Below are 21,126 nucleotides of genomic sequence, written 5' to 3' on the forward strand. Positions count from 1 at the left end.
GTTGAAAAAGCCCCCTTTCGCGATAGTTAATAGCAAGCCCTACTGCCCGGTGGGGCCGCAACCCGCGTGTAACTAGTCGCTTGTCTCCATTAGTGAAGCGGGTTGCACCCAAGGGCAAAGCACTGTTCCGCCCGCAGGCCTCGGCCGCGCTCGGGAAAGGCCCCTACGAGAGCGGGCAAAGGCAGCCTACTTTTCGGTAAACTTCAGTTCGATCCGTCTGTTCTGGGCGTGCGCCTCTGGCGTGTCCGCCAAATTCACAGGCTGATATTCCCCGAACCCATTGGCTGCCAGTCGGGACGGTGCCACGCCCAGCGCCTCCACCATGTAGCGCACGACGGACAGCGCCCTGCCCTGGCTGAGCTCCCAGTTGTCGGCAAATTTCGAGTGCCCGATCAGCGGTGTGCCATCGGTATGCCCGTCCACGCGGATGATCCAGTTGATTTCATCAGGGATTGCCGTCACCACCCCCTGGAGGATCGACACGACCTTGGCAATCTCCACCTGCCCTTCCGGCGACAGGGTGGCACTGCCGGGCTGAAACAGCACTTCAGATGCAAAGACAAACCGGTCGCCCTGAATGCGGACCCCTTCCTGAGTGCCCAATAGGCCGCGCAAACGGCCAAAGAATTCGGAACGGTAGCGTTCCAGATCCTGCGCTTTGCTGGCCAGGGCCTCAGCCTCCACTTCCAGGCGTTTGCGCTCCTGTTCTTCCAGAATCCGCCGCTTGCGTTCCTCCGACGCCGCACGGGCCAGTGCTGCGTTCAAGTCCTGGCCCAGGTTCTGCAACTGCACCTGCTGGGCTGCGTCCCGGGCCTGATAATCGTCCAGAATGGCCTGCAAGCCGCCAAGCTGTTCGCGCAGGGCCGCCACCTGCTGATTGAGCAGAGCAGTTTCGCGGCGGGCTTCCTCCGATACGGCCTGCTCCTGCGAGAGCGCATCCCGCGCCTGGGCCAGCAAGGCCGCGCGTTCTGCTGCCCGGTCCAGCAGCTCTGCGGCACCGGCCTCTGCTGCCTCCTGTGCGGCCACTGCAGCCAACAGCCTTTGACGCAGAACATCCAGATCCTCTGCCTTGGTTTCTGCGGCCGCCAGCGCGGCTTTGGCCTCTGCCAATTCTGCCGCCAGCCTTCCGGTCTCGGCATCTGATCCCGCACGTGCGGCCGCCAGTTCCGAAAGCTGCGCATCCAGCTGCTTCCTTGCGGCCTCTGCGGCTGCCAGCAGGGTCAGGGTATCTTCCGCCTGTTGCCGCTGTGCGTCCAGCGCCAGCGTCATCGCAGTCAGTTCCGCATCAGCCGACTGAAGCTTTTGCCGCAAAGCTTCAGCCGCTGCGGCCTCTAGCAACCGGGCAGCCGCTTCGGCATCCAATTGTTTCTGAAGACCGGCAATTTCTCCGGTCTGTTCCGCCTCCTGTGTTTCCAGACTGGCAATCAGCGCCTCCATCGCCTCACGCTCGGCTGCAGCCAGACGCGCGGCTTCAGCCTGCGCGTCAATCTCGCCACGGGCTTGGGCCAGCGCCAGATTCAAAGCCTCCTGCTCGCTGAGCAGCTTGGCACGGGCAGCTTCCAGGCTGTCACGTTCGGCGTCCAGATCCGCAACCCGCGCCTGAGCAGCATCGCGGCTGGCGATCAGCGCGGCTACCTGCGCTTCGAAACTGGTGATCCTGCCGACGGCTTCGGACAGCTCCGCCGCCTGGCGATCGCGCTGAGCAGTCAGCGAAGTGATCAGGCTACGGGCCTGAGCCAGATCGGCCTCAGCTGTGTTGAGGGTCGAGGTCAGTGCTCCCAGCCGAGCGTTCAAACGGCTGTTTGCACGTTCTTCCAACCCCAGCGCAGACGCCAGTGCTCTGACTTCGGCGGACAGCTCATCCAATTGGCTTTCCTGGCCGGTGATGGTTTCGCGCAGCACAAACTGCACCACCATGAAAATGGTCAGCACGAACATCAGAACCAGCAAAAGGCCTGTCATCGCGTCCACGAACCCGGGCCAGATAGAGGCCTGGAACCGCTGTCCTGTGCGCCGGGAAAGAGCCATCGCTTACTCCCCCGCGCCGTGGTCCGGCAGACCGCCGCGCGACAGCCCACGCGGGCGGGCAAAGGCCTTGACCATCAGGTCGATGTCCTTGCGCAGCTCAGCCAGGCTTTCCTGCCGACCTGCTGAAATTTCCTCGAGGATACGCAGCATCTGTACGTCGATTGAACGCAGTCGCATCCGGCTTTCAGCGTCGATGCCGCCCTGTTCGCCCTGAGCGCGCAGAATTTCAGTCAGCGCTTCCTGCCCCACCGCAACCCGGTCCAGCGCTGCGGTGATGGTGCCGGTCTGATCCTGACGGCGGTTCATCTCCTGAATGGTTTCCACCAGGTCCGTCAGCCGCTGGTCTACTGCCGCGCGGCCTTCGGCGGTTTCGACAAACATTTCCTGCAGCATTTCCATCTGCTCGGCCATAGTGTCGAGCACCTGGGAAACCACGCCGCTGTCGCTGGTGCCGTCTTCACCCGAGGAAAAGCTGACACGGGTGATCGAAGACAGCCATTCCTCCAGCTCACGGTAAAACCGGTTCTGGCCATGGCCCGCAAACAGCTCCAACAGGCCGACAATCAGCGATCCCGCGAGGCCCAGCAGCGAGGAGGCGAAGGCCACGCCCATCCCGCCCAGCTGCGCCTCAAGACCTGTCATCAGGCGGTTGAAGACCGACAGACCTTCTTCGCCCTCTTGCGGCGCCAGGCTGCGTATGGTGTCGACGACGGCGGGCACGGTGGTTGCCAAACCATAGAACGTGCCCAGAAGACCAAGGAAGATCAAAAGGTTGACGATGTAGCGCGTGATTTCACGGTCTTCATCAATACGGCTGGCGACGGAGTCCAGGATTGACCGCGTAGAGGCCGATCCCAGCTGCATCCGGGCGCTGCGGGACCCCAGCAGAGAGGCCAGCGGCGCCAGAATGGACGGCGTGCGGCGGTGTTCCTGAATGTCGCCACCTGCAAAGCGCTCGATCCAGCGCACAGAGCCAATAAGCTGAACAACCTGCCAGAAGCAGGCCAGCACCCCAATGACAAAAACCAGAACGATAAAACCATTGAGCCAAGGATTGGCCTGGAAAACCGGCAGCACCCGCGGCAATGCCACAAAGGCGCCGAACCCTGATAGCCCCAGCGCGATCAGCATCATGATAATCTGCCGCACCGGCTGGGAAAACTGTGGCCGGGGCTTGCGGTCTGGCTGCGCCATATGCTCTGGCTCCTGACACTTTTGACTGCTCGTATTGCGTTCGCAGCCTATAAGCAAAGTGTCAAAAGCGCCAAGGCTTTATGCGATGATTTCCCGCACCCGGCCGGCCAACCAGTCCAGTTCGCTGTCATGCAGGCCGATCTCGGCCAGATGCTCAGCCGTGTTGTACAGATATTCTGTGTTGGGTCCCCGCCCGCCCACTGCATGGGCGATGATCTGGGCCTGCTCCTCCAGGCTTAATCCACCGCAATATTGATCATGGTGCGGGTCGATCACATAGGTGACGGCAGTGACAAGGGAGCCATCTTTCAATTCCACAGCCAGATCACGCTCCAGATAGGCCGAAGAGATCAATTCACGCTCGCGCAGCTCTGCCAGGGTGCGCTCCTCATGGCCAGCTTCAACCGCCAGCGCAATGCCCTTGCAATGGGCGCCTTCGACGGCATCCAGCGCCAGAACCAGGCCGGGTTTTTCCTCGCTGCCGCGGTGATGGATCGAGGACATGCAGAAAGACCGCGCGTAGCCGTGTAGCACCGCAATTTCACGCTGTGCCACCGGAAACCCCGGGTTCCAAAGAAGTGATCCGTATCCGAATACCCACATCGTCATGTCGTCTGGCCCTTTTTGTGCCCTCCCTATAAACAGCAATCCTGATCCGGACAAAAGAGGCTATCCGATGCGCCTGGCAAAACTGCTGATTGCCGCCTTTCTGCTGTGGAGCCTGTATTGGGCGGCCGCGGCCTGGGGGCTGAAGAACGGTATCGCCGCCTGGTTCGACACTCAAGCGAACCGGGGCTGGCAGGCTGAATACGCTGATTTGGCGACGCAAGGATACCCGTTCCGGCATCAGACCCGGGTCAACCATCCTGCTCTGGCAGATCCGCGCACCGGCACTGCTTGGCGGGCGGATTGGCTGAAATTGGACAGCCCCGCCGCCTGGCCCGGGCAATTGGAATTGCAATTCCCGGCAACCCCGCAGCGGCTCTCCTATTTCGATCAGACAGCCGTCATCACCGCGGCTGGCCTTCAGGCCAGCCTGCATCTTGCGCCCGGCGTGGCGCTGGAGCTGGAGGAAATGGCACTGGTCTCCGGCGGCTGGCAGATTTCCCGCAGCGGCAGTACCGTCCTGAGCGGTGAAGCGCTGGATTTGCGCATGGTGCAGCAAGAGCGCCCCGAAGCCTACCGAGTTTCAGGAGATGCCAAGGCGTTTGCCCCGCGCGCGGCCTGGCGCCGGCTGCTGGCGGCCAGCGCCCCGCTGCCGGAGCAGTTCGACACACTCACTCTGGATTTGACCATTGCCTTTGACACGCCGTGGGACCGCACTGCGCTGGAACAGCGGCGGCCGCAGCCGCGCAGTATTGACCTGAAGCTGGCCGAGGCTCGATGGGGCGAACTGCGCCTCAAAGCCACCGGTGCACTGGCAGTTGATGAGAACGGGCTGCCGGAAGGTGAGATTTCGCTGCAGGCGGAGAATTGGCGCGGGCTGGTACTGATGGCAGAGCGCAGCGGCGCGCTTGCTCCGGGACTGCGTGGAATGGTCGAGCGGGTGCTGGGCCTTCTGGCGCAAGCCAGCGGCAACCCGCGCAATCTGGATATCACGCTGGGGTTTGCGGCCGGCTATGTCACCCTTGGCCCTCTGCCCCTTGGCCATGCGCCGCGGCTGATTATCCGCTGAATGTACCGCGTCCTGCCATTTGCCGCTCGGAGGGGTGCGCGGCTGCCCCTTCTTTCAGGACAGGCCAGACAAACTTGTCCGGGCGCCTGTTCAGCAGCCGAAGATTGCGCGCGCAGCGCGCCCGGCCCAAGGCTGTAATGTGCCCTTTGGGGCACCTTCAGGCGCGGGAGCCCTTCCCTTTTCACCAGCCTGCATCCGGCCGATGCGATGATGCGAGGCTCCGCCTCGCGATCAGGAATATTTTCAGCCAGGTGAACAAGCGGGCCCAGACTGCCGCCACTGTTTTCAGCGGCAATAAGAACCGCCGCGGTGGCGGGCCACGTCCAGGTGGAAATGGTCTTTGTGATAGCGGTCCGCCTCAGGTCCCAGCACTGTGCCAAAGGGGCCGCAGGCCGCGCGCCAGATCTTCTTCAGCTTCTTGCGGGTTTTGCGATTTTGCCAGCCGCGCAGCACCGTGACCGTTTCACCGTTGGCCAGCGTAAAGCCTGAGATGTCAATCGCCCGCCCTTTGCCATGTTCGGAAATCTTGGCGCCCTTGCGATTGTTGCGGGTGCGGCAGGCGTAATGGGCCGCTACCCGCAATGACACCACCTTGTTGCGACGACCAAAGGCAGTTTCAACCTCGCGGCTGATCCAGGTCTTCAGCGCACGGGCTGTGTTGCAGGTCATCAGCGAGGCCTGGCTGAGCCGAACCCCGGCAATCTCGCGCACCCGCACCGCGTCCTTGGCGCCACAGCCGGGCAGCTTTCCCGGGATATCTCCTGCCTGATCCCCCTGAATGTCGAGATCGCCACAAACCGAGCCCTTGCGGCGTTGGCGGCGCTTGAAAAGCACCTGTTCGGCCAGGCTGTCCGGACGCGCAAATGGCAGCAAAGACGCGCCGGGCGCCAGCAGCGGCAGATCCGCAGGCCGAGCTGATGCAGCCAGCCGCTGTTCCGATTGCGGGCGGGATACAGGGCGCATCCCGGGGATTGCCGCAGCCTCAAGGCCTGCCGCTGCCGCCGTGTTGGCGGGCGGCTCCAGTGAGGCATCCGGTGTTGAAGCCGTTGTTGAAGCCGGCGCCGCTCCGCCAACCAGGACCGTCAGGATCAGCACAGCCGCACGGATCATTTCTTCTGCCCCCGCCCAAAGTCCGGCGCATCGGTGTCCTGGCCGGCCTCAATAATACCGCGGCGAATGGCCCGGGTACGGGTGAAGTAATCGTGCAGGTGCTCTCCGTCACCGGTGCGGATGGCGCGCTGGAGGGCAAAGAGCTCCTCGGTGAAGCGGCCCAGGATTTCCAGCGTTGCATCCTTGTTGGTCAGGAACACATCGCGCCACATAGTCGGATCAGAGGCCGCAATGCGGGTGAAGTCGCGGAAACCGGCTGCGGAATATTTGATCACCTCGCTGTCGGTCACCCGGCGCAGGTCATCAGCGACGCCGACCATCGTGTAGGCAATCAAATGCGGCGTATGCGATGTGACCGCCAGCACCAGATCATGGTGATCGGCGTCCATCTCATCGACATTTGCCCCCATGCCTTCCCAAAGCGCGCGCAAGCGGGCGGTGGCCTCCGGGTTGGTTCCTTCAACCGGCACCAGCAGCGACCAGCGGTTATCGAAAAGCTCGGCAAAACCGGATTCGGGGCCGGAATGCTCGGTGCCTGCCAGCGGGTGGGCCGGTACAAAATGCACACCTTCCGGGATATGCGGCTGCACAGCTTCGATCACATGACGTTTGACCGACCCCACATCCGACACGGTCGCCCCGGGTTTCAGAACCGGCGCGATGTCTTCCATCACCGGTCCCATGGCGCCGACGGGCACACAAAGCACCACAAGATCAGCGTCCTGCACCGCTTCGCGCGCGCTGTCGCAGATCCGGTCGCAAAGACCGATACGGCGCGCAGTTTCGCGGGTTTCCGCGCTGCGGGCATAGCCGATAACCTCGCCTGCAAGCCCTGCGCGTTTGATCGCCCAGAACATCGACGAGGCGATCAGGCCGAGACCGATCAGCGCGACGCGGCCGTAAACTTGCCCGGTGTCCTGAGTGTTCATGCCCGGCCCTCTTTGAATTCCTTCACGGCTGCCGCAACACGGCGGCAGGACTCTTCGTCGCCGATGGTGATGCGCAGGGCCTCTGGGAGGCCATACCCTGCCACTTTGCGAACGATCAGCCCCTGGGACTGCAGATAGGTATCACAGGCTTCTGCTGCAGCTTTGCTGCCGAAGCGGGCCAGGAGAAAATTGGTGCTGGAGGGATCAGACGGCACGCCTGCTTCTGCGAGCTCCTCCGCAAGCCAACGGCCCCATTTGGCATTCTCCTGCCGGCAATGGAGGACATAGTCCTGATCGCGTACTGCGGCCTCGGCGGCAGCAAGTGCGGGCACCGAAAGGTTAAAGGGCTGTCTTACCCTGTTCAGCACGTCGATCATAGCCTGCGGCCCGTATCCCCAGCCGACCCGCAGGCCGCCGAGCCCGTAAATCTTGGAGAAGGTGCGCGTCATGATCACGTTTTCCCGCCCTTCGACATGGCAGGCCCCACCATCAAAGCCCTCGGTGAACTCCGCATAGGCCGCATCCAGCACAAGGATCACGTTCCCCGGCAAGGCAGCCGCCAAGCGTTCGACCTCTGCTTCAGGCAGCATCGTGGATGTGGGGTTGCCCGGATTGGTCAGAAACACCACCCGGGTCTTCTCAGTAAAGGCCGCCAGAATTGCATCCACATCAACACAACGGTTCTTTTCCGGCACACTGACCGGCACCGCCCCGGCCATCCGCGCCAGGATCGGGTACATGGAAAAACCGTGTTCCGTATGAATCACTTCATCGCCCGGGCCGGCATAGGCCTGAACGACAAACTGCAAAACTTCATCGCTGCCAACGCCGCAGATGATCCGGGCCGGGTCGAGACCGTGAACATCGCCAATCGCTGCACGCAATTCGGCATGGTCCGTTGACGGGTAACGATGCATTTCAGGAGCCGCAGTCGCCAGCGCATCAATTGCGCGCGGACTTGGGCCAAAGGGGTTCTCGTTCGAGGAGAGCTTCACAACATTGCTCACCCCTTTCACATGGGCAGCCCCGCCCTGGTACAGAGCGATGTCCATGATACCGGGCTGCGGTGTGAGTTGGGTCATAATTCGGGCTCCTTCGTTCCAGCCCGTTCTAGCGGCCCGAAGGCTGGTGGGGAAGCACCAAGATGACGCCCCCCTTACTGCCGCCCCCTGCGGCAGCTGCCCCGGTCACGCGTGCGTCAATGCGCAGGTGCAGTCTTGGGCATTTTGGGTTTGGCCTCGACCATGATGATATTTTGGATCTGCTTTCGCAGCTCCATATCCTTGCGCATTGCCTCGTTCGCCTGCTTCTGCATCGTCGAGGCGGATTGCGAGCCATCAGCACCGTTCAGCACCTAACCTGCGTATTTGCTCAACGATTTGCCGGAGACCTGCTTGGCAATTTCACCATATATGGCATCACCGTGCAGCTTGATGACATCCTCAGTTGCCTTGGTGCCATATTTGGCAATCTGATCCTTCTTGGCGGCGCCATTCCATGTGGCCTTGTTTCCCGCCAGATGTTCACCCAGTTGGCCTGCACTGGATTTCAGCACCTCAGTGCTGGCGGCAGCAATGGCATGGGCCTTGGCGGGTGACATGCCCTTGGTCGCAACCAGCCGTGCGGTCATGTAGGTTTCGATCACCGCAAAGGAAACTTCACGCATCACTTCCAGCTTCCAGACGATGCCGCCGGCCGTTGCGATCTGCTGGTCGATGAATTTCTTGAACGCCTTGCCGCCAGTGTTATTGGCCCTGGAGGCTTTGACATCCTGCTTGCAGACCTTTTTCCAGTCCGGTTTCTTCTTGCTGGTCAGTGTCCTGAGAAAGCTTGCCTCAGACCGTGCATTCAAGATCGGAGTCCAGGGCGGGTCTGTCTTGTCATTGACCATACTGACGGCAAATTCGGTCAGTGCATTCAGAAACGTGTCGTTGCCCTTGCGGGTGCTCTCCACCTCATTGCAGAAATCCACCCAGAATTCCGCCAGACCCTGCATCAAGTTGGCTTTGGCCAAAACCTTGCGGCGCAGTTCCTCCTGCCTGGCGTCGCATTTAGTGCTGATCTCAACCGAGCAACCGTTGCCTTGAGCATAAGGCGGACGAGTTCAACATCCGCCGGGGCAGTCTTGACCGGTTTAAATTTGCATTCGCCGGTTTTCGGGTCCAGCTTGGTAATCCGGTTCCTTTCGCCAACGGGGGCAGAAAGCTTGAGAGCCATGACAATGCTCCTACAAGTAATCTACTGGATAAAACCTGCCAAGGGGCTGTCCGCCCGTCGCGGGGGATATGAAATGGACTTTCGCCCTTTTAGCTCCCGGGTTCGCCCCCACATTTCATGAGTATGTGAAGGGTTTTCCATTCGCAGAGTGACCCCGGCGTCTTATGCAATGCAATTCGCGCTGCGGCGGCCTCCAGCGTGTTTTCAACTGGAAAGAGGCCGAAGCCGTCAATGCCCGAAGGCGCTGTCCTTCATCCATTTCGGGCGCTTGCCATCCGGTCCCATCCGCATGTGAAGACAGGCCGTTCCGAGACGCTGGAAATACAGGATATCCACGGGGTACCAGCCTGCGGAAGGAACTTCGACCTGTGTCATAATAGTGCTGTCACAGGACTGACGCCCGTCAAATTCCCCAACAACCTGACCACCGATATTGGCCAGCAGGCCATCGTTGGTCAGAAAATCAATGTTATGAATCCCCGGCGTGTCCAGCTTGACATATCCGGTGATCCGGGCAGCGACATGCATTGGCCGCTTGGCAGTCAGGGTGTTCTGACCTTCTTCGGTGTCGCGGTTGTCCAGCCCGGCGATGGGACGGCCAGGCTCGCTGCTGATCTTCAAAGCGGATGACGCTTCGGCCAGGGTCTTCACATCCTGCGGATAGGCATAGACTACCGCAAGGCCCGGTTTGATGCCTGCGGGTTGTGGACTTGCAGGAGCGAGCTTCAGAGGTGCAGCACTTGCCGAAGCCGCCAGAACCGAAAATGCTGCCGCTGCTGCTGCTTTCGTCAAGATCTTCATTGGTCACTCCCTGTCGTTTTGGAGCAGGATAGACCCAATAGCCTTGCTGAACCACAGCTTTTGGCGGCGGCTGTCTCAGCCGCCCTTTTGCGCAAGCATCGCAAAGAAAAAGGGCTGCCCCGCAGGACAGCCCTTTCGCCAGATACCCGAAGGCAGCAGGCTTAGTTCTTGGCGTAGAATTCCACGACCAGGTTCGGTTCCATCATCACCGGGTACGGCACGTCGCCCAGAGCGGGGGTGCGTACGAAGGTTGCGGTCATCTTGGAGTGGTCGGCTTCGATGTAATCCGGCACATCGCGCTCAGCCAGCTGAGTGGCTTCCAGAACGGCAACCATCTGCTTGGATTTGTCGCGAACCTCGATCACGTCGCCTTCTTTGACGCGGTAGGAGGGGATGTTCACGCGCTTGCCGTTCACGGTCACGTGGCCGTGGTTCACGAACTGGCGTGCGGCGAAGACGGTTGCCACGAATTTCGCGCGGTAAACAACGGCGTCCAGGCGGCGCTCGAGCAGGCCGATCAGGTTTTCACCGGTGTCGCCGTTCACACGAACAGCTTCGCCATAGATGCGGCGGAATTGCTTTTCGGTCAGGTCGCCGTAGTAGCCCTTGAGCTTCTGCTTGGCGCGCAGCTGGATGCCGAAATCGGACAGTTTGCCCTTGCGGCGCTGACCGTGCTGGCCCGGGCCATAGTCGCGGCGATTGACCGGGGACTTCGGGCGGCCCCAGATATTTTCGCCCATGCGGCGGTCGATTTTGTACTTGGCAGTCGTGCGTTTGGTCACGGCTGATCTCCTTCGTTTATGGTTTCGAAGGGCGTTGTCCTCTTGAGGTCTCCCCCATGACAGGCAATCCCTTGCGGGAGCCACCAACACCAATGAAGCCGCGCTTATATAGGGGGATGGGACAGAGTCAACACGCCGATTGCGTATTTCCCTGCAAATCCGGCAACCTGCGCCGGTTCAGGGCAACGAAGCCTTCTCCGGCCTGCAGGATAACGCCCTCAGGCCGCGTGACGCCCCAAAATCACGGCTTCTGTTGCGCTCAGATTGCGGCGGGCGTGGGCACCATAAGCCAGCGGGTTGCTTTCCAGTTCCGGATGAAGACGAAACAGCCGTGCCCGGTCAGGCGCGCTCAGTGCGGTGAGAGACGTGTTGGACGGGTGGAAGCTTTCTGTTTCCACCCCGTTGGCCCAAAGCACTTGATGGCTGGCCAGCATCAGATGGAAATATGTGACTTCGCGCACGGAAGTGTCCGTCTGGATGGTGGACCCATTGACCAGATCACTGGCCGCAACCAGCACCTCAGAGGTGTTGAACAGTGCGCGCACATGACTGCCGCGCAGAAGCATCCGGTGATCAGGTGACACCAGCAGTTCCTGTTCCGGCCTGTCGATACCCAAAGCACCCGCACAAATGCGGATCGGGCGCAGTCGAGGCATCACGAACAGCCGTGCGCCGCTGACCCGACGCGAACCGATCCACAGGATTTCCTGGGCGCCATTGTCGCGGGTTTGAACTTTTTCGCCCTCGCGCAGCTGTTCGACCCGCTTGGGACCGCCAGGCGTGGCGATCATGGTTCCCGGTGTGAAGCAGATCACGCCGCTCTCTCCCTGGGGCATGTCCGGGCGGAAGGTGCCGAGCGAATGCTGCACCACCCAAAGATCTGCGCCCCGCGGCGGCAGTTCATCCACAAACATCAGCAAAGGCCGCTGACCCGGCCCGACCTCAATCAACGTGGCAGTGTAAGCATGTACCCCGTTGGTCACGACAAAGGCGCGGTCCACCAGCGGCTCATCCACCTCGACCGCATCCACATCAATTCGGTTCTGCACCGCAGCACCGATCAGTCGGCGCACCGATTGAGCGGCTCTGCGCCGCAATTCTGCCTCGCCGTTTGCCCTATCCAGCCGCAACACTCCGGTCGGCCCGTCCACCCGCACGGCATCGCCGAGCCAGGACCAAGCCGCCCCCACCTCCAGAGCGTCCACCGGTGCGGCCGGAAGGCCGTCGATCTCGGTTTGCGACCAGGAAATTACAAACGTGCCACGAAAGCCCGCTTTCATCTGCCTGTATGCCTGCTTCGATTTATCTTTTATTAACGAAACATTAACAAACTGCCGCTGATTTGGAAACAGTCCTGCCGTAAAACTTCCGGAAACGTGCTCAAAGCGCATCAATCGGTGTCGCCGCGGGCAAGGCATAGGCCAGCTGTTCATTGCTCCACTGCAGAAATGAAAAAGCCCTGAAAGTACCGCGTGTTAGCCCATGGGCACATAGCTGGAACGCAGAGTATCCGCCGCCTGTCGGACCACGTCCGCCACCTGCATGAGTTGCCGCGCCAGCGGATTGCTGCGCCGCCAGATCATGCCAATAGTGCGCGAGGGCTGCGGATCGCGGAACCGGGCCACCGATACCACCGCGGACCGGGTTTCGACCGGCACCGCCATTTCGGGAATCAGCGTGACACCAATGCCTGCGCCCACCATCTGCACCAGGGTCGACAAAGAGCTGCCATCCAGCAGCTCTCGCGGGGCGGCTGATTGCATATTGCAGAACGACAGCGCCTGGTCCCGGAAGCAATGCCCCTCCTCCAGCAGCAGCAGGCGCATTTCCCGCAAACCTTCCGGGCCGGGTACCGGCGTGCCCGCATCCTCGCCCGGGCGCACCAAAACAAAATCCTCGGTGAACAGGGCAACTTCCTCAAAGGATGGCTCGGAAACCGGCAGCGCCACGATGGCCGTGTCCAGCCGCCCCTCCCCCAGCTCCTGCAGCAGTTTGGGGGTCACGGTTTCACGCACGCGGATGTCGGCTTCTGGATACTGCCGGGTGAGTGTCCCAACAATGGAGGGCAGCAGGTAAGGTGCAATGGTGGGTATCACCCCGATGCGCAAGCGTCCGGCCAGCCCGTCGCGCGACGCCCGCGCCAACTCGCCAAGCTCATCCACTGAGCGCAGAATCCCGCGCACTCGCTGTGCCAGATCTTCGCCAAAACTGGTCAGCCGCACCTGCCGCGCGCCGCGCTCCACCAGTTGCACTCCCAGCACCTCTTCCAATTCCTTGATCTGTACCGACAAAGCAGGCTGGGAAACAGCGCAGGCATCTGCGGCACGGCCGAAATGCCGGTGCAGGGCCAGCGATTCAAAATAGCGCATTTGGCGAAGGGTGATATTAACCATAACTTTTGATTATCACACCCATGAAAAAATGCAACTTATCCCAATGAAATTTCCCTGCTAGCCTCCTCGGCAGGAAGACAGGGAATCCCGGCATTCACAGCCTCGGCCGCGCTTGTTTCAAGGCGGCTTTCAGGCCGTTGTTTTGACGGACAAGAGTTTCGGAGCGCTTCCGCAATGCAGCAATAAAGAATTTGAAGCCACGATCGGAGAACGTAATGGATGGAAACACCCCCGCAGGAAAATGCCCGGTGATGCACGGCGCCGCGCTGAACACTGACAGCGGCGGCACATCGAACCAGGATTGGTGGCCAAATCAGCTTAACCTGAAGATCCTGCATCAGAACTCAGCCAAATCGAACCCGATGGGTGCTGATTTCAACTATGCGGAAGAGTTCAAGAAGCTTGATCTGAAGGCGCTGAAGGAAGACCTGACTGCGCTGATGACTGACAGTCAGGACTGGTGGCCGGCGGATTACGGCCATTATGGCGGGCTGTTTATCCGTATGGCCTGGCACAGTGCCGGCACCTACCGTACCGCAGATGGTCGCGGCGGCGGCGGCACTGGGCAGCAGCGCTTTTCGCCGCTGAATTCCTGGCCGGATAACGGCAACCTCGACAAGGCACGCCGTCTGCTGTGGCCGATCAAGCAGAAATACGGCAACCAGATTTCCTGGGCTGACCTGATGATTCTCGCTGGCAATGTCGCCATCGAATCCATGGGTGGGCCAACCTTTGGCTTTGGCGGCGGGCGCGCGGACGTCTGGGAGCCAGAGGAAGACGTCTATTGGGGCTCTGAAACCGAATGGCTGGCCACCAGCGATCAGGCCAACAGCCGCTATTCGGGCGACCGCGAGCTGGCAAGCCCCTTGGCGGCCGTGCAGATGGGTCTCATTTACGTGAACCCGCAAGGCCCGGACGGCAACCCCGATATTCTCGCTTCTGGCCTTGATGTGCGCGACACCTTCGGGCGCATGGGCATGAACGACGAAGAGACCGTGGCGCTGGTCGCAGGCGGCCACACCTTCGGCAAGGGCCATGGTGCCGGCCCTGAAAGCGATGTGGGCGCAGAACCCGAAGGCGCAGAAATGGAGCAGATGGGTTTCGGCTGGGCCAACGCCTATGGCAGCGGCAAGGGCGACGATACCACCACCTCGGGCTTTGAAGGCGCCTGGACTGCAGACCCGGTCAATTGGGACAACGGGTATTTCGACCTGCTGTTCGGCTACGAATGGGAACAGGCCACCACCGGCACTGGCGCTATTGTCTGGCACCCGGTCGACGTGAAGGAAGAGGACATGGCCCCCAAGGCACATGATCCTTCGGTCAAGGTGACAACCATGATGACCACTGCCGACATGTCGATGCGTTTTGATCCGATCTACGGGCCAATCTCCAAACGGTTCCACGAAAACCCAGAGCAGTTCGCCGACGCATTTGCCCGCGCTTGGTTCAAGCTGACACACCGCGATATGGGTCCGGTTACCCGCTACCTTGGCGATGAAGTGCCAAGCGAAGAGCTGATCTGGCAGGATCCGGTTCCAGCGGTGGATCACGCGCTGGTGGATGCAGCTGACGTGGCGGATCTGAAGGCCAAGGTTCTGGCTTCGGGCCTGTCAGTTTCCGAACTGGTCTCCACAGCCTGGGCGTCCGCCTCGACCTACCGCGGCTCGGACCACCGGGGCGGCGCCAATGGCGGCCGTATCCGCCTCGCTCCGCAAAAGGACTGGGACGTCAACCAGCCAGAGCAGCTGGCCCGCGTTCTGGGCGTTCTGGAAGGCATCCAAGGCGCGTTCAATAGCGCGGCTGCCGATGGCAAGAAAATCTCGATGGCCGACCTGATTGTGCTGGCCGGCTCTGCCGGGGTCGAAGCGGCAGCCAAGGCAGGCGGCCATGAGGTTGAGGTTCCCTTCACCCCGGGCCGGACGGATGCCAGCCAAGAGCAGACCGATGTCGAAGGCTTTGCCGTGCTGGAGCCGGAGGCCGACGGTTTCCGCAACTACCAGAAGGCCGCCTATAACGTTCCGGCAGAAAAGATGCTGGTCGACCGGGCGCAATTGCTGACCCTGGGCGCGCCAGAGATGACCGCGCTGGTCGGCGGCCTGCGGGTTCTGGGCGCCAACCACGGCGGTTTGACCCATGGTGTGTTCACCGGGCGGGTCGGCACGCTGAGCACCGACTTCTTCGCGGCCATTGTCGATATGGGCGTGGAGTGGAAGCCGGCAGGTGACGGCACAACATATGAGGGCCGCGACCGGGCCAGCGGTGAAGTGAAGTGGACAGGCACCCGTGCAGACCTGGTGTTCGGCTCCAATTCGCAGCTGCGGGCACTGGCAGAAGTCTATGCACAGGCCGATGGCAGCAAAGCCTTTGTCCGCGACTTCGTGTCAGCCTGGACCAAGGTAATGAATGCCGACCGGTTTGACCTGGCTGGCTGAAACGCCCCCATCCAAGAGAGAGAAGCGCCCCGGTTTTCCGGGGCGCTTTCTTTTTGACCAGCCCGGTTTGATACCAGCCAATTTTGCGACCAGTTCAGTCTATCACCGAACCAGTCATGGCAGCAGGTTCAAAGCGGGTCGGTTATGCCGCTCCTGCGGCTTTGCCTCTTGCAGTCAACAAAAAAGCCGGGGGGATGTCTCCCCCCGGCGTCTCTGTCCCTTGCGGGGCAGTTCTTTGTGGCCGGGCAATGTAGCTGCATTGCCCGGCTGTCTTTTTCTTATTCAGCCGGAGCTGCGGCCTTCTCACGCTGACCATCGCGGAACAGCGCCTTGGCCAGAGAGATGCACATCAGCCCCATGACCACGGTGAAAGGCAGTGCGCCGATGATCATCGCGCTCTTCAGCGCTTCCATCGGGTCGGCCCCGCCATTCTGCTTGCCTGCGAACAGCAGAGTGCCGATGACGGCGGTCAGGATCAGACCCCAAACGATCTTGTGCTTGTTGCCGATGTTCTGGTCGCCGCCGGACATGATGGTGTTCATCACCAGGATGCCGGAGTCTGCCGAAGTGACCAGGAAGGTCATGATCAGCACGACGCACATGATGGTGATGCCGGACAGCAGGCCACCGTCGATCATATGGCTCAGGGTCACGAACAGCTTGGCAGTGTTCGATGCGCCGATGATCGCGCCATCGGCGCCGCCGGTCAGTTCCAGATCAATGGCAGTGCCGCCCAGAATTGCCATCCAGGCAAAGCAGACCAGCGCCGGTGCGATCACACAACCGAGGATGAACTCACGCACCGAACGGCCGCGGGAAATGCGCGCCAGGAACAGACCCACGAAGGGCGAGAAAGCAATCCACCAAGCCCAGTAGAAAGTGGTCCAGCCTGCCTGCCAGCCGAACTGACGCTGTGCTTCACCTGCTGCATAGGTTGCCGCCAGCACGTCGTCGGACAATGCTGCAGCTTCGCCTTCCAGACCGGATTTGAAGCCGTCGAAGGATCCCCAGGCATTGGTTGCTCCGCCACGCAGCGCGTCGGCATAAGGCGCAGCCTCAGCCGGCAGTGCCGCTGCGAAATCACCCGCGGATTGCGGGCCATAGGCACCAAAGCTCAGCGATGTGAAGTGCAGGATGTAGTCCACGAAAGCCGAAGCATAGGTGGTCATGGCGAACATGAAGGAGCCAAAGACCACGAAGGTCAGCAGCAGGACCAGAGACAGGACCAGGTTCAGGTTCGACAGATACTTCACGCCACGGCCAACGCCGGACACAGCCGAGATCATCGACAGCCCCATGATGGCGAACAGGCCGGCCAGCAGGCCAACTGTGCCCGGAGCAGGCGCGTCGCCGCTCATGTCCATCATCCATTCCATGCCGGTGACAGCATAAACGCCATCCACGAACTGGGACACGCCAAAGCCGATGGTCACGGAAACACCCAGAATGGTTGCGACAACGCCCAGCACGTCAACGACATGGCCGGCAAAGCCGTTCATCAGCTTGCCGAACAGCGGCGTCAGCGCGGTACGGATGGTCAGAGGCATGTCACGGGTATAGGCGTAGTAAGCCAGCGACAGGCCGGTCACCACATAGATAGCCCAGGCGTGGAAGCCATAGTGCAGGAAAGTGTAACGGAAGCCCGACTGCACGGCTTCTTCCGTGTTGCCGACAACTTCCTGTGCCAGGATCACAGGGTTGGAACCCCACAGGCCCAGCGGCTCGGCGGTTGCGAAAACCATCAGGCCGACACCCAGGCCGGCGCCGAACATCATCGAGAACCAGGAAAAGTCCGAGAACTCCTTGTCTTGGCCCGGTCCCCCCATAATCCGCTTACCGGTTTGCGGCAATGCGGCGACCACAAACAGGAAAAAGGCGAAGAAACCGACGATGACGATGTAGAAGGCGTTGAAATCCTCAAGGATACGCCAGTTGAGGCTGCCCAGCACGCCCGTAGCGTTTGCCGGCCAAACCAGTGCCCAGAGTACCAGCGCGACCATAATCCCCTTGCTGAGCAAGGCGATCTCGATGCTGTGCCCCTTATAGAAGCCATCATCGGAGGTCTTGATCTCCAGATCCGTAAAAGGTTGCTTTAGTGACATGCGTTTCCTCCCGTTTCGCACGTGCCGCACCGGGGTGCGGATGGTCCGGCGGCTCAAACAACCGCCGGTATTTGGCGTCAGCCCAGCAGGGCTTCGATCCTGGCCAGTGTTGCGGTACTGACCGCGACGCCGTCTTTGCGAGCCTGTAAGCGCTTGGCCCGCCGCCCGTCTCCGGGCAGATGTGCGCCGGCTTGCCCGCGCACCGCTTCCACGATCCCGGCCATTCCGGCACCAAAAGCGTCATTTGCCGTCGCAGCCGGGTCGATTACGATAAACATTTGGCCGGTTTTCGGCGGTCCACCCGCAGTGCCCGAGAAGGGCGAAGCGTTGATGCCAAGCGTCGCGCCGGTCAGCGCAGCGGCCATAATCTCAGTCAGAAGCGCAACGCCGACCCCTTTGTAGCCGCCCGAGGGCGCCATAGACCCCTTGAGACCCGCATTTGGGTCGGTGGTCGGGTTGCCGTCAGCATCCAGCGCCCAGCCCAGCGGGATATCTTTGCCCTCGCGGGCGTGCTTCATCACCTCGCTCTTGGCGATGGTGCTGGCGCTCTGGTCGATCAGCAGCTCCGGCTCGCCGTCCGCGCCCGGCACCGCAATTGAGAACGGGTTGGTGCCAACAACCGGCTTTTTACCGCCCGAAGGGGCAATAGATGCCGGCGCATTGGTGAAACCAAGTCCCACCAGCCCGGCGCGGGCCAGACGGGCAGTGTGGTAACCCAGCACGCCGCAGTTATAGCTGTTGCGGATGGCCAGAACCGCAACACCTTGTTCGCGCGCAGCTTCGGTTACAGCGTCAAAGCCCAGGTCGATGGCGGAATGAGCAAATCCGGTGGCCGCATCCACGGCGACAACGCCGGGACGCGGACGGGTCAGAACCGGAGCCGCCTGCCCGTCTACCTTGCCGCATTGCACGTGTTCGGCATAGATCGGGATGTAAGCCAGGCCGTGGCTGGCCACACCGTCCGCCTCGGTTGCCGCGGTGGCAACCGCCAGCGGGCGGGCATTGGCCTCGGATGTGCCGGCCGCAACCAGGGCGCGGAAAGAAAGATCCTCGATTTCGGCAAGGGTCATTGTTTTGGTTTCGGTCATAGCGAAGCCTCTTCAGTCATTGTCAGACAGCCCGGCCCCGGCGCCGCGCAATCGCGAAGCTTCGGTGGCGGGCGCATAGGTACGGTGAGCCAGAACGCCAAGGCGGTCCCATTCTTCCGCCGGGGCGCTGCCGCGCAGCACCGGCTCGCGGCGTTCGGTCATTTCGGCGGGGGTGGAAAAAGTGACCTTGTCCGCCAGCCGTGCCGTATAGGCATCCGGAGCGCCCTGGGCGCAGAGCTGACGGCCATCAGTTGCTAGGCGGGCACCTGCCCATTCCACCGCAACCGGGGTTTCCAGCCGCAGGGCGGCGCCGGCGGCAAAGGGGACAAGCAGCAAGGGAACACACACGCGTTCCATCACGATTTGTCCTTCATCCATCAGCTGCACGGCACAATCGCTCAGCGCGGCACCGGCGGTCAGCGGGCTCATCCGGCCTGACGGCGCACGCCAAACGCCTGTTAGCGCGAAAGGCGTAAAATCCGCGGGCGGCAGGCGGTCATTCATCTCCAGAAGCTCTGCCAGCAGCTCTGCCCCTGGAAAGCCGAAAGAAGACAGCCAGCGGGTGCCTTTTGCCGCTTCTTCAGCCAGGCCCCAGCTCAAGCCGGCGCCGCGGGCTGCGCGTTTGCACATTGCCTCGATTTCATTCAGCGAATGGGTCATGTCTTTGCCCCTTCTTCAAGCGACGGGTACACCCAGAAATCAGCGTTTTCCGCTGACAGATCCTGCGGATACGGGGCATTGCCGTACATGCAGATCCGGACCCAGCGGTCGGACCTTGGATCAAACTGGGTTGCCCCAAAGAAGGCAAGCTTGCAGCGGAGCATGTCAATCGGCAGAACATCTTGGGAAATCGTATTGTCCCGGATTTCCGCATAAGGCGCACGCCCGGCAATCTGCACCCGGCGCACCGAATGGCGGTGCTCAGGGTGGCGCAGCAGGAACTCGGCAACGCGGGTTTCGCCCTGCCAATGCGCAAGCGCCCTGAACAAGGCAGCGGCATCCCGACCGGGCGCCAGCGGCTGTTCATATTCCTCGACAGGCTCTTCGAAACGCTCACCCAGGCGGGGTTCCAGCTTCTCTTCGGAGACATACCAGGCCCGGGCACGGTTTTCCGCCTTTTGCCAGTCTGTGCCGATGGCCCATTCATAGACGCGCTCCAGCAGGTTGCGCAGTTCTTCAATGGTCATTGCACCGGAGATACGGAAGGTTGGAGTGTTATCCGCAGCCATGCCATCGCTTAGCTCATCCACCAGGGCGCCGTAAGGTTCCAGCATCAGAGAGGCGAGCCATTCCTGCCCTTCCAGTGTCAGCGTTTCTTCCGCCCAACGATACAACTGATCCCAGGGATAGCTGCCGGTCAAAGCTTCGAAGTTGCCCAGATAGCTGTCGATTTTCTCCAGATCGCTGCGCAGTTCACTCAGCTTGCGCACCTGGATTTCATGTTCCGAATGCCACAAGGCGACGTTCTTCTTGCTCCGCAGCAGCAGTTCCTGAAACAGGCTGATTTCTTCTGCCGAGGCCCGGTCCAGACTGCGAACGGTGCGGATCGCTTCTTCGCGCGAGGCGATCCAGTTGTTGAACAGAACCGGGTGGTTCAGCAGGAAGGGCGCCATGCCAAGCCCGGTCGAATTGCCGATGCCGAGCGAACGTGCCAATTCCGGATCCAGCTGAGCCGCGGTGCGGCCCGCGGCCTTGGCCCGCATATCCGCCATATGCTGCACCAAATCCCGCACATACCAGCGGGTCAGGAAAACGGATAGCATCTCTGCCTGAAACGGCACCTGAAACTCAGGGCGCGCGGAAATCATCTCGCGGTCAGCGGCCCCCAGCTTGCCAGAGCCGTAAACAGCGGTGGTCCGCATCAGGTATCCGACCGCCTGCAGCTGATCTGCATCCGGCTGTTTGCCTTCCGCCAGCGCGGACACCACATGTTCCCACAGACGCACAGAGCGGTTCGCACGGGACACCGAGATCTCAGTCTCGCTGACCCGACCGGCTTCCTGATAAGGCACGTTCTTCGACAGCCGTTCGATGTCTTCGTCAGTGGGGATGCCATCGAACAGGGCAAACGTGGAATCCCAGGCGGTAGCAATCACACGGTCCGACCGCATTTCGGGCGGCAGATCATGAGAAAAGGCGACCAGAGAATAGGTCCGCGCAGGGCCGGTTGCGGAAAACACCGCAACGCCAACCCCGTTTTCGTCAATATCGAACTTCGGACGTGAAAAGCTCCAGTTCTCGCGTGCCAGGCGCCGTGTCAGCACCCGCATAAAGCTGAGGCGTGACTGATGCAGCGAACCCAAACGGCTGAGCCGCATGACCTGAGCCGGATCCCGTCTTGATATTGATGTCTGCGCGGTTGTTTCCATAGG

General features: G+C 61.3%; 18 protein-coding genes. 2 read left to right on the plus strand and 16 right to left on the minus strand.

Translation table 11 applies throughout. The features are described from left to right. Positions 1–186: 186 nt before the first annotated feature. The 3 genes from ACP151_RS09420 to ACP151_RS09430 form a co-directional block, all read right to left on the minus strand. Entirely contained in the window at positions 187–2,028 is a 1,842-nt protein-coding gene (locus ACP151_RS09420) for a peptidoglycan -binding protein (RefSeq protein ID WP_424978636.1), read from the minus strand. A 3-nt stretch (positions 2,029–2,031) separates the two neighbouring features. After that, positions 2,032–3,222 (minus strand): biopolymer transporter ExbB, encoded by a 1,191-nt coding sequence (locus ACP151_RS09425; RefSeq protein ID WP_424978637.1) that lies wholly within the window; start codon positions 3,220–3,222, stop codon positions 2,032–2,034. A 78-nt stretch (positions 3,223–3,300) separates the two neighbouring features. Beyond that, a complete protein-coding gene (locus ACP151_RS09430) occupies positions 3,301–3,831 on the minus strand; it encodes a gamma-glutamylcyclotransferase (RefSeq protein ID WP_424978638.1) in 531 nt (176 codons plus the stop codon). Between the two features lie 67 nt (positions 3,832–3,898). On the opposite strand from ACP151_RS09430, the gene ACP151_RS09435 reads away from it, so the two are divergent. Beyond that, positions 3,899–4,897, plus strand: a complete 999-nt coding sequence (locus ACP151_RS09435) for a DUF2125 domain-containing protein (RefSeq protein ID WP_424978639.1) — start codon at positions 3,899–3,901, stop codon at positions 4,895–4,897. A gap of 285 nt (positions 4,898–5,182) precedes the next feature. On the opposite strand, the gene ACP151_RS09440 is transcribed toward ACP151_RS09435, so the two are convergent. The 9 genes from ACP151_RS09440 to ACP151_RS09480 all read right to left on the minus strand — a co-directional run bounded on the left by ACP151_RS09440 (position 5,183) and on the right by ACP151_RS09480 (position 13,129). Further along, positions 5,183–6,007: an extensin family protein gene (locus tag ACP151_RS09440; RefSeq protein ID WP_424978640.1), complete on the minus strand. Its 825-nt coding sequence runs from the start codon at positions 6,005–6,007 to the stop codon at positions 5,183–5,185. Beyond that, a complete protein-coding gene (locus tag ACP151_RS09445; RefSeq protein WP_424978641.1) occupies positions 6,004–6,936 on the minus strand; it encodes a prephenate/arogenate dehydrogenase family protein in 933 nt (310 codons plus the stop codon). The genes ACP151_RS09440 and ACP151_RS09445 overlap by 4 nt, the downstream gene beginning before the upstream one ends. Beyond that, positions 6,933–8,018 carry a histidinol-phosphate transaminase gene (gene hisC / locus ACP151_RS09450; protein ID WP_424978642.1) on the minus strand — a complete coding sequence of 362 codons (1,086 nt, stop codon included), beginning with the start codon at positions 8,016–8,018 and terminating at the stop codon, positions 6,933–6,935. The genes ACP151_RS09445 and hisC overlap by 4 nt, the downstream gene beginning before the upstream one ends. A 116-nt stretch (positions 8,019–8,134) precedes the next feature. After that, positions 8,135–8,290 (minus strand): hypothetical protein, encoded by a 156-nt coding sequence (locus ACP151_RS09455; protein ID WP_424978643.1) that lies wholly within the window; start codon positions 8,288–8,290, stop codon positions 8,135–8,137. Further along, positions 8,291–8,932 (minus strand): hypothetical protein, encoded by a 642-nt coding sequence (locus ACP151_RS09460; RefSeq protein WP_424978644.1) that lies wholly within the window; start codon positions 8,930–8,932, stop codon positions 8,291–8,293. A 449-nt stretch (positions 8,933–9,381) separates the two neighbouring features. Continuing rightward, on the minus strand, positions 9,382–9,954 hold the full coding sequence (locus ACP151_RS09465) for a PA14 domain-containing protein (protein WP_424978645.1): 573 nt from the start codon (positions 9,952–9,954) through the stop codon (positions 9,382–9,384). 161 nt (positions 9,955–10,115) lie between these two features. Continuing rightward, positions 10,116–10,736, minus strand: coding sequence for a 30S ribosomal protein S4 (rpsD, locus tag ACP151_RS09470; RefSeq protein WP_424978646.1), 621 nt, complete (start codon positions 10,734–10,736; stop codon positions 10,116–10,118). 218 nt (positions 10,737–10,954) lie between these two features. After that, positions 10,955–12,016: a Hint domain-containing protein gene (locus ACP151_RS09475; protein ID WP_424978647.1), complete on the minus strand. Its 1,062-nt coding sequence runs from the start codon at positions 12,014–12,016 to the stop codon at positions 10,955–10,957. Positions 12,017–12,211: 195 nt separating this feature from the next. After that, positions 12,212–13,129 carry a LysR substrate-binding domain-containing protein gene (locus ACP151_RS09480; RefSeq protein WP_424978648.1) on the minus strand — a complete coding sequence of 306 codons (918 nt, stop codon included), beginning with the start codon at positions 13,127–13,129 and terminating at the stop codon, positions 12,212–12,214. Between the two features lie 215 nt (positions 13,130–13,344). Between ACP151_RS09480 and katG the strand changes: the two genes are divergently transcribed. Then, the gene (katG, locus tag ACP151_RS09485; protein ID WP_424978649.1) at positions 13,345–15,564 is read left to right on the plus strand and encodes a catalase/peroxidase HPI; all 2,220 of its coding nucleotides are present in this window, start codon (positions 13,345–13,347) and stop codon (positions 15,562–15,564) included. A 278-nt stretch (positions 15,565–15,842) separates the two neighbouring features. Here katG and ACP151_RS09490 read toward each other — a convergent pair whose 3' ends face one another. From ACP151_RS09490 to ACP151_RS09505, 4 genes are all read right to left on the minus strand, one after another. Further along, positions 15,843–17,666 carry a BCCT family transporter gene (locus ACP151_RS09490; protein ID WP_424978650.1) on the minus strand — a complete coding sequence of 608 codons (1,824 nt, stop codon included), beginning with the start codon at positions 17,664–17,666 and terminating at the stop codon, positions 15,843–15,845. A gap of 77 nt (positions 17,667–17,743) precedes the next feature. Further along, a complete protein-coding gene (locus tag ACP151_RS09495) occupies positions 17,744–18,754 on the minus strand; it encodes an Ldh family oxidoreductase (RefSeq protein WP_424978651.1) in 1,011 nt (336 codons plus the stop codon). Between the two features lie 12 nt (positions 18,755–18,766). Further along, positions 18,767–19,414: a DUF3726 domain-containing protein gene (locus ACP151_RS09500; RefSeq protein ID WP_424978652.1), complete on the minus strand. Its 648-nt coding sequence runs from the start codon at positions 19,412–19,414 to the stop codon at positions 18,767–18,769. Then, positions 19,411–21,123, minus strand: a complete 1,713-nt coding sequence (locus ACP151_RS09505; protein WP_424978653.1) for a hypothetical protein — start codon at positions 21,121–21,123, stop codon at positions 19,411–19,413. Before ACP151_RS09505 ends, ACP151_RS09500 begins: the two co-directional genes overlap by 4 nt. Positions 21,124–21,126: the final 3 nt, after the last annotated feature.

This window comes from Leisingera sp. S232, from assembly GCF_049800895.1.
Classification (GTDB): Bacteria; Pseudomonadota; Alphaproteobacteria; order Rhodobacterales; family Rhodobacteraceae; genus Leisingera.

Excerpts from the sequence above, each read along its gene's own strand:
- ACP151_RS09420 (WP_424978636.1), bottom strand. The coding sequence starts at position 2,028 with ATGGCTCTTTCCCGGCGCACAGGACAGCGGTTCCAGGCCTCTATCTGG.
- ACP151_RS09425 (WP_424978637.1), bottom strand. The coding sequence starts at position 3,222 with ATGGCGCAGCCAGACCGCAAGCCCCGGCCACAGTTTTCCCAGCCGGTG.
- ACP151_RS09430 (WP_424978638.1), bottom strand. The coding sequence starts at position 3,831 with ATGACGATGTGGGTATTCGGATACGGATCACTTCTTTGGAACCCGGGG.
- ACP151_RS09435 (WP_424978639.1), top strand. The coding sequence starts at position 3,899 with ATGCGCCTGGCAAAACTGCTGATTGCCGCCTTTCTGCTGTGGAGCCTG.
- ACP151_RS09440 (WP_424978640.1), bottom strand. The coding sequence starts at position 6,007 with ATGATCCGTGCGGCTGTGCTGATCCTGACGGTCCTGGTTGGCGGAGCG.
- ACP151_RS09445 (WP_424978641.1), bottom strand. The coding sequence starts at position 6,936 with ATGAACACTCAGGACACCGGGCAAGTTTACGGCCGCGTCGCGCTGATC.
- hisC (WP_424978642.1), bottom strand. The coding sequence starts at position 8,018 with ATGACCCAACTCACACCGCAGCCCGGTATCATGGACATCGCTCTGTAC.
- ACP151_RS09460 (WP_424978644.1), bottom strand. The coding sequence starts at position 8,932 with ATGCAGGGTCTGGCGGAATTCTGGGTGGATTTCTGCAATGAGGTGGAG.
- ACP151_RS09465 (WP_424978645.1), bottom strand. The coding sequence starts at position 9,954 with ATGAAGATCTTGACGAAAGCAGCAGCAGCGGCAGCATTTTCGGTTCTG.
- ACP151_RS09475 (WP_424978647.1), bottom strand. The coding sequence starts at position 12,016 with ATGAAAGCGGGCTTTCGTGGCACGTTTGTAATTTCCTGGTCGCAAACC.
- ACP151_RS09480 (WP_424978648.1), bottom strand. The coding sequence starts at position 13,129 with ATGGTTAATATCACCCTTCGCCAAATGCGCTATTTTGAATCGCTGGCC.
- katG (WP_424978649.1), top strand. The coding sequence starts at position 13,345 with ATGGATGGAAACACCCCCGCAGGAAAATGCCCGGTGATGCACGGCGCC.
- ACP151_RS09490 (WP_424978650.1), bottom strand. The coding sequence starts at position 17,666 with ATGTCACTAAAGCAACCTTTTACGGATCTGGAGATCAAGACCTCCGAT.
- ACP151_RS09495 (WP_424978651.1), bottom strand. The coding sequence starts at position 18,754 with ATGACCGAAACCAAAACAATGACCCTTGCCGAAATCGAGGATCTTTCT.
- ACP151_RS09500 (WP_424978652.1), bottom strand. The coding sequence starts at position 19,414 with ATGACCCATTCGCTGAATGAAATCGAGGCAATGTGCAAACGCGCAGCC.
- ACP151_RS09505 (WP_424978653.1), bottom strand. The coding sequence starts at position 21,123 with ATGGAAACAACCGCGCAGACATCAATATCAAGACGGGATCCGGCTCAG.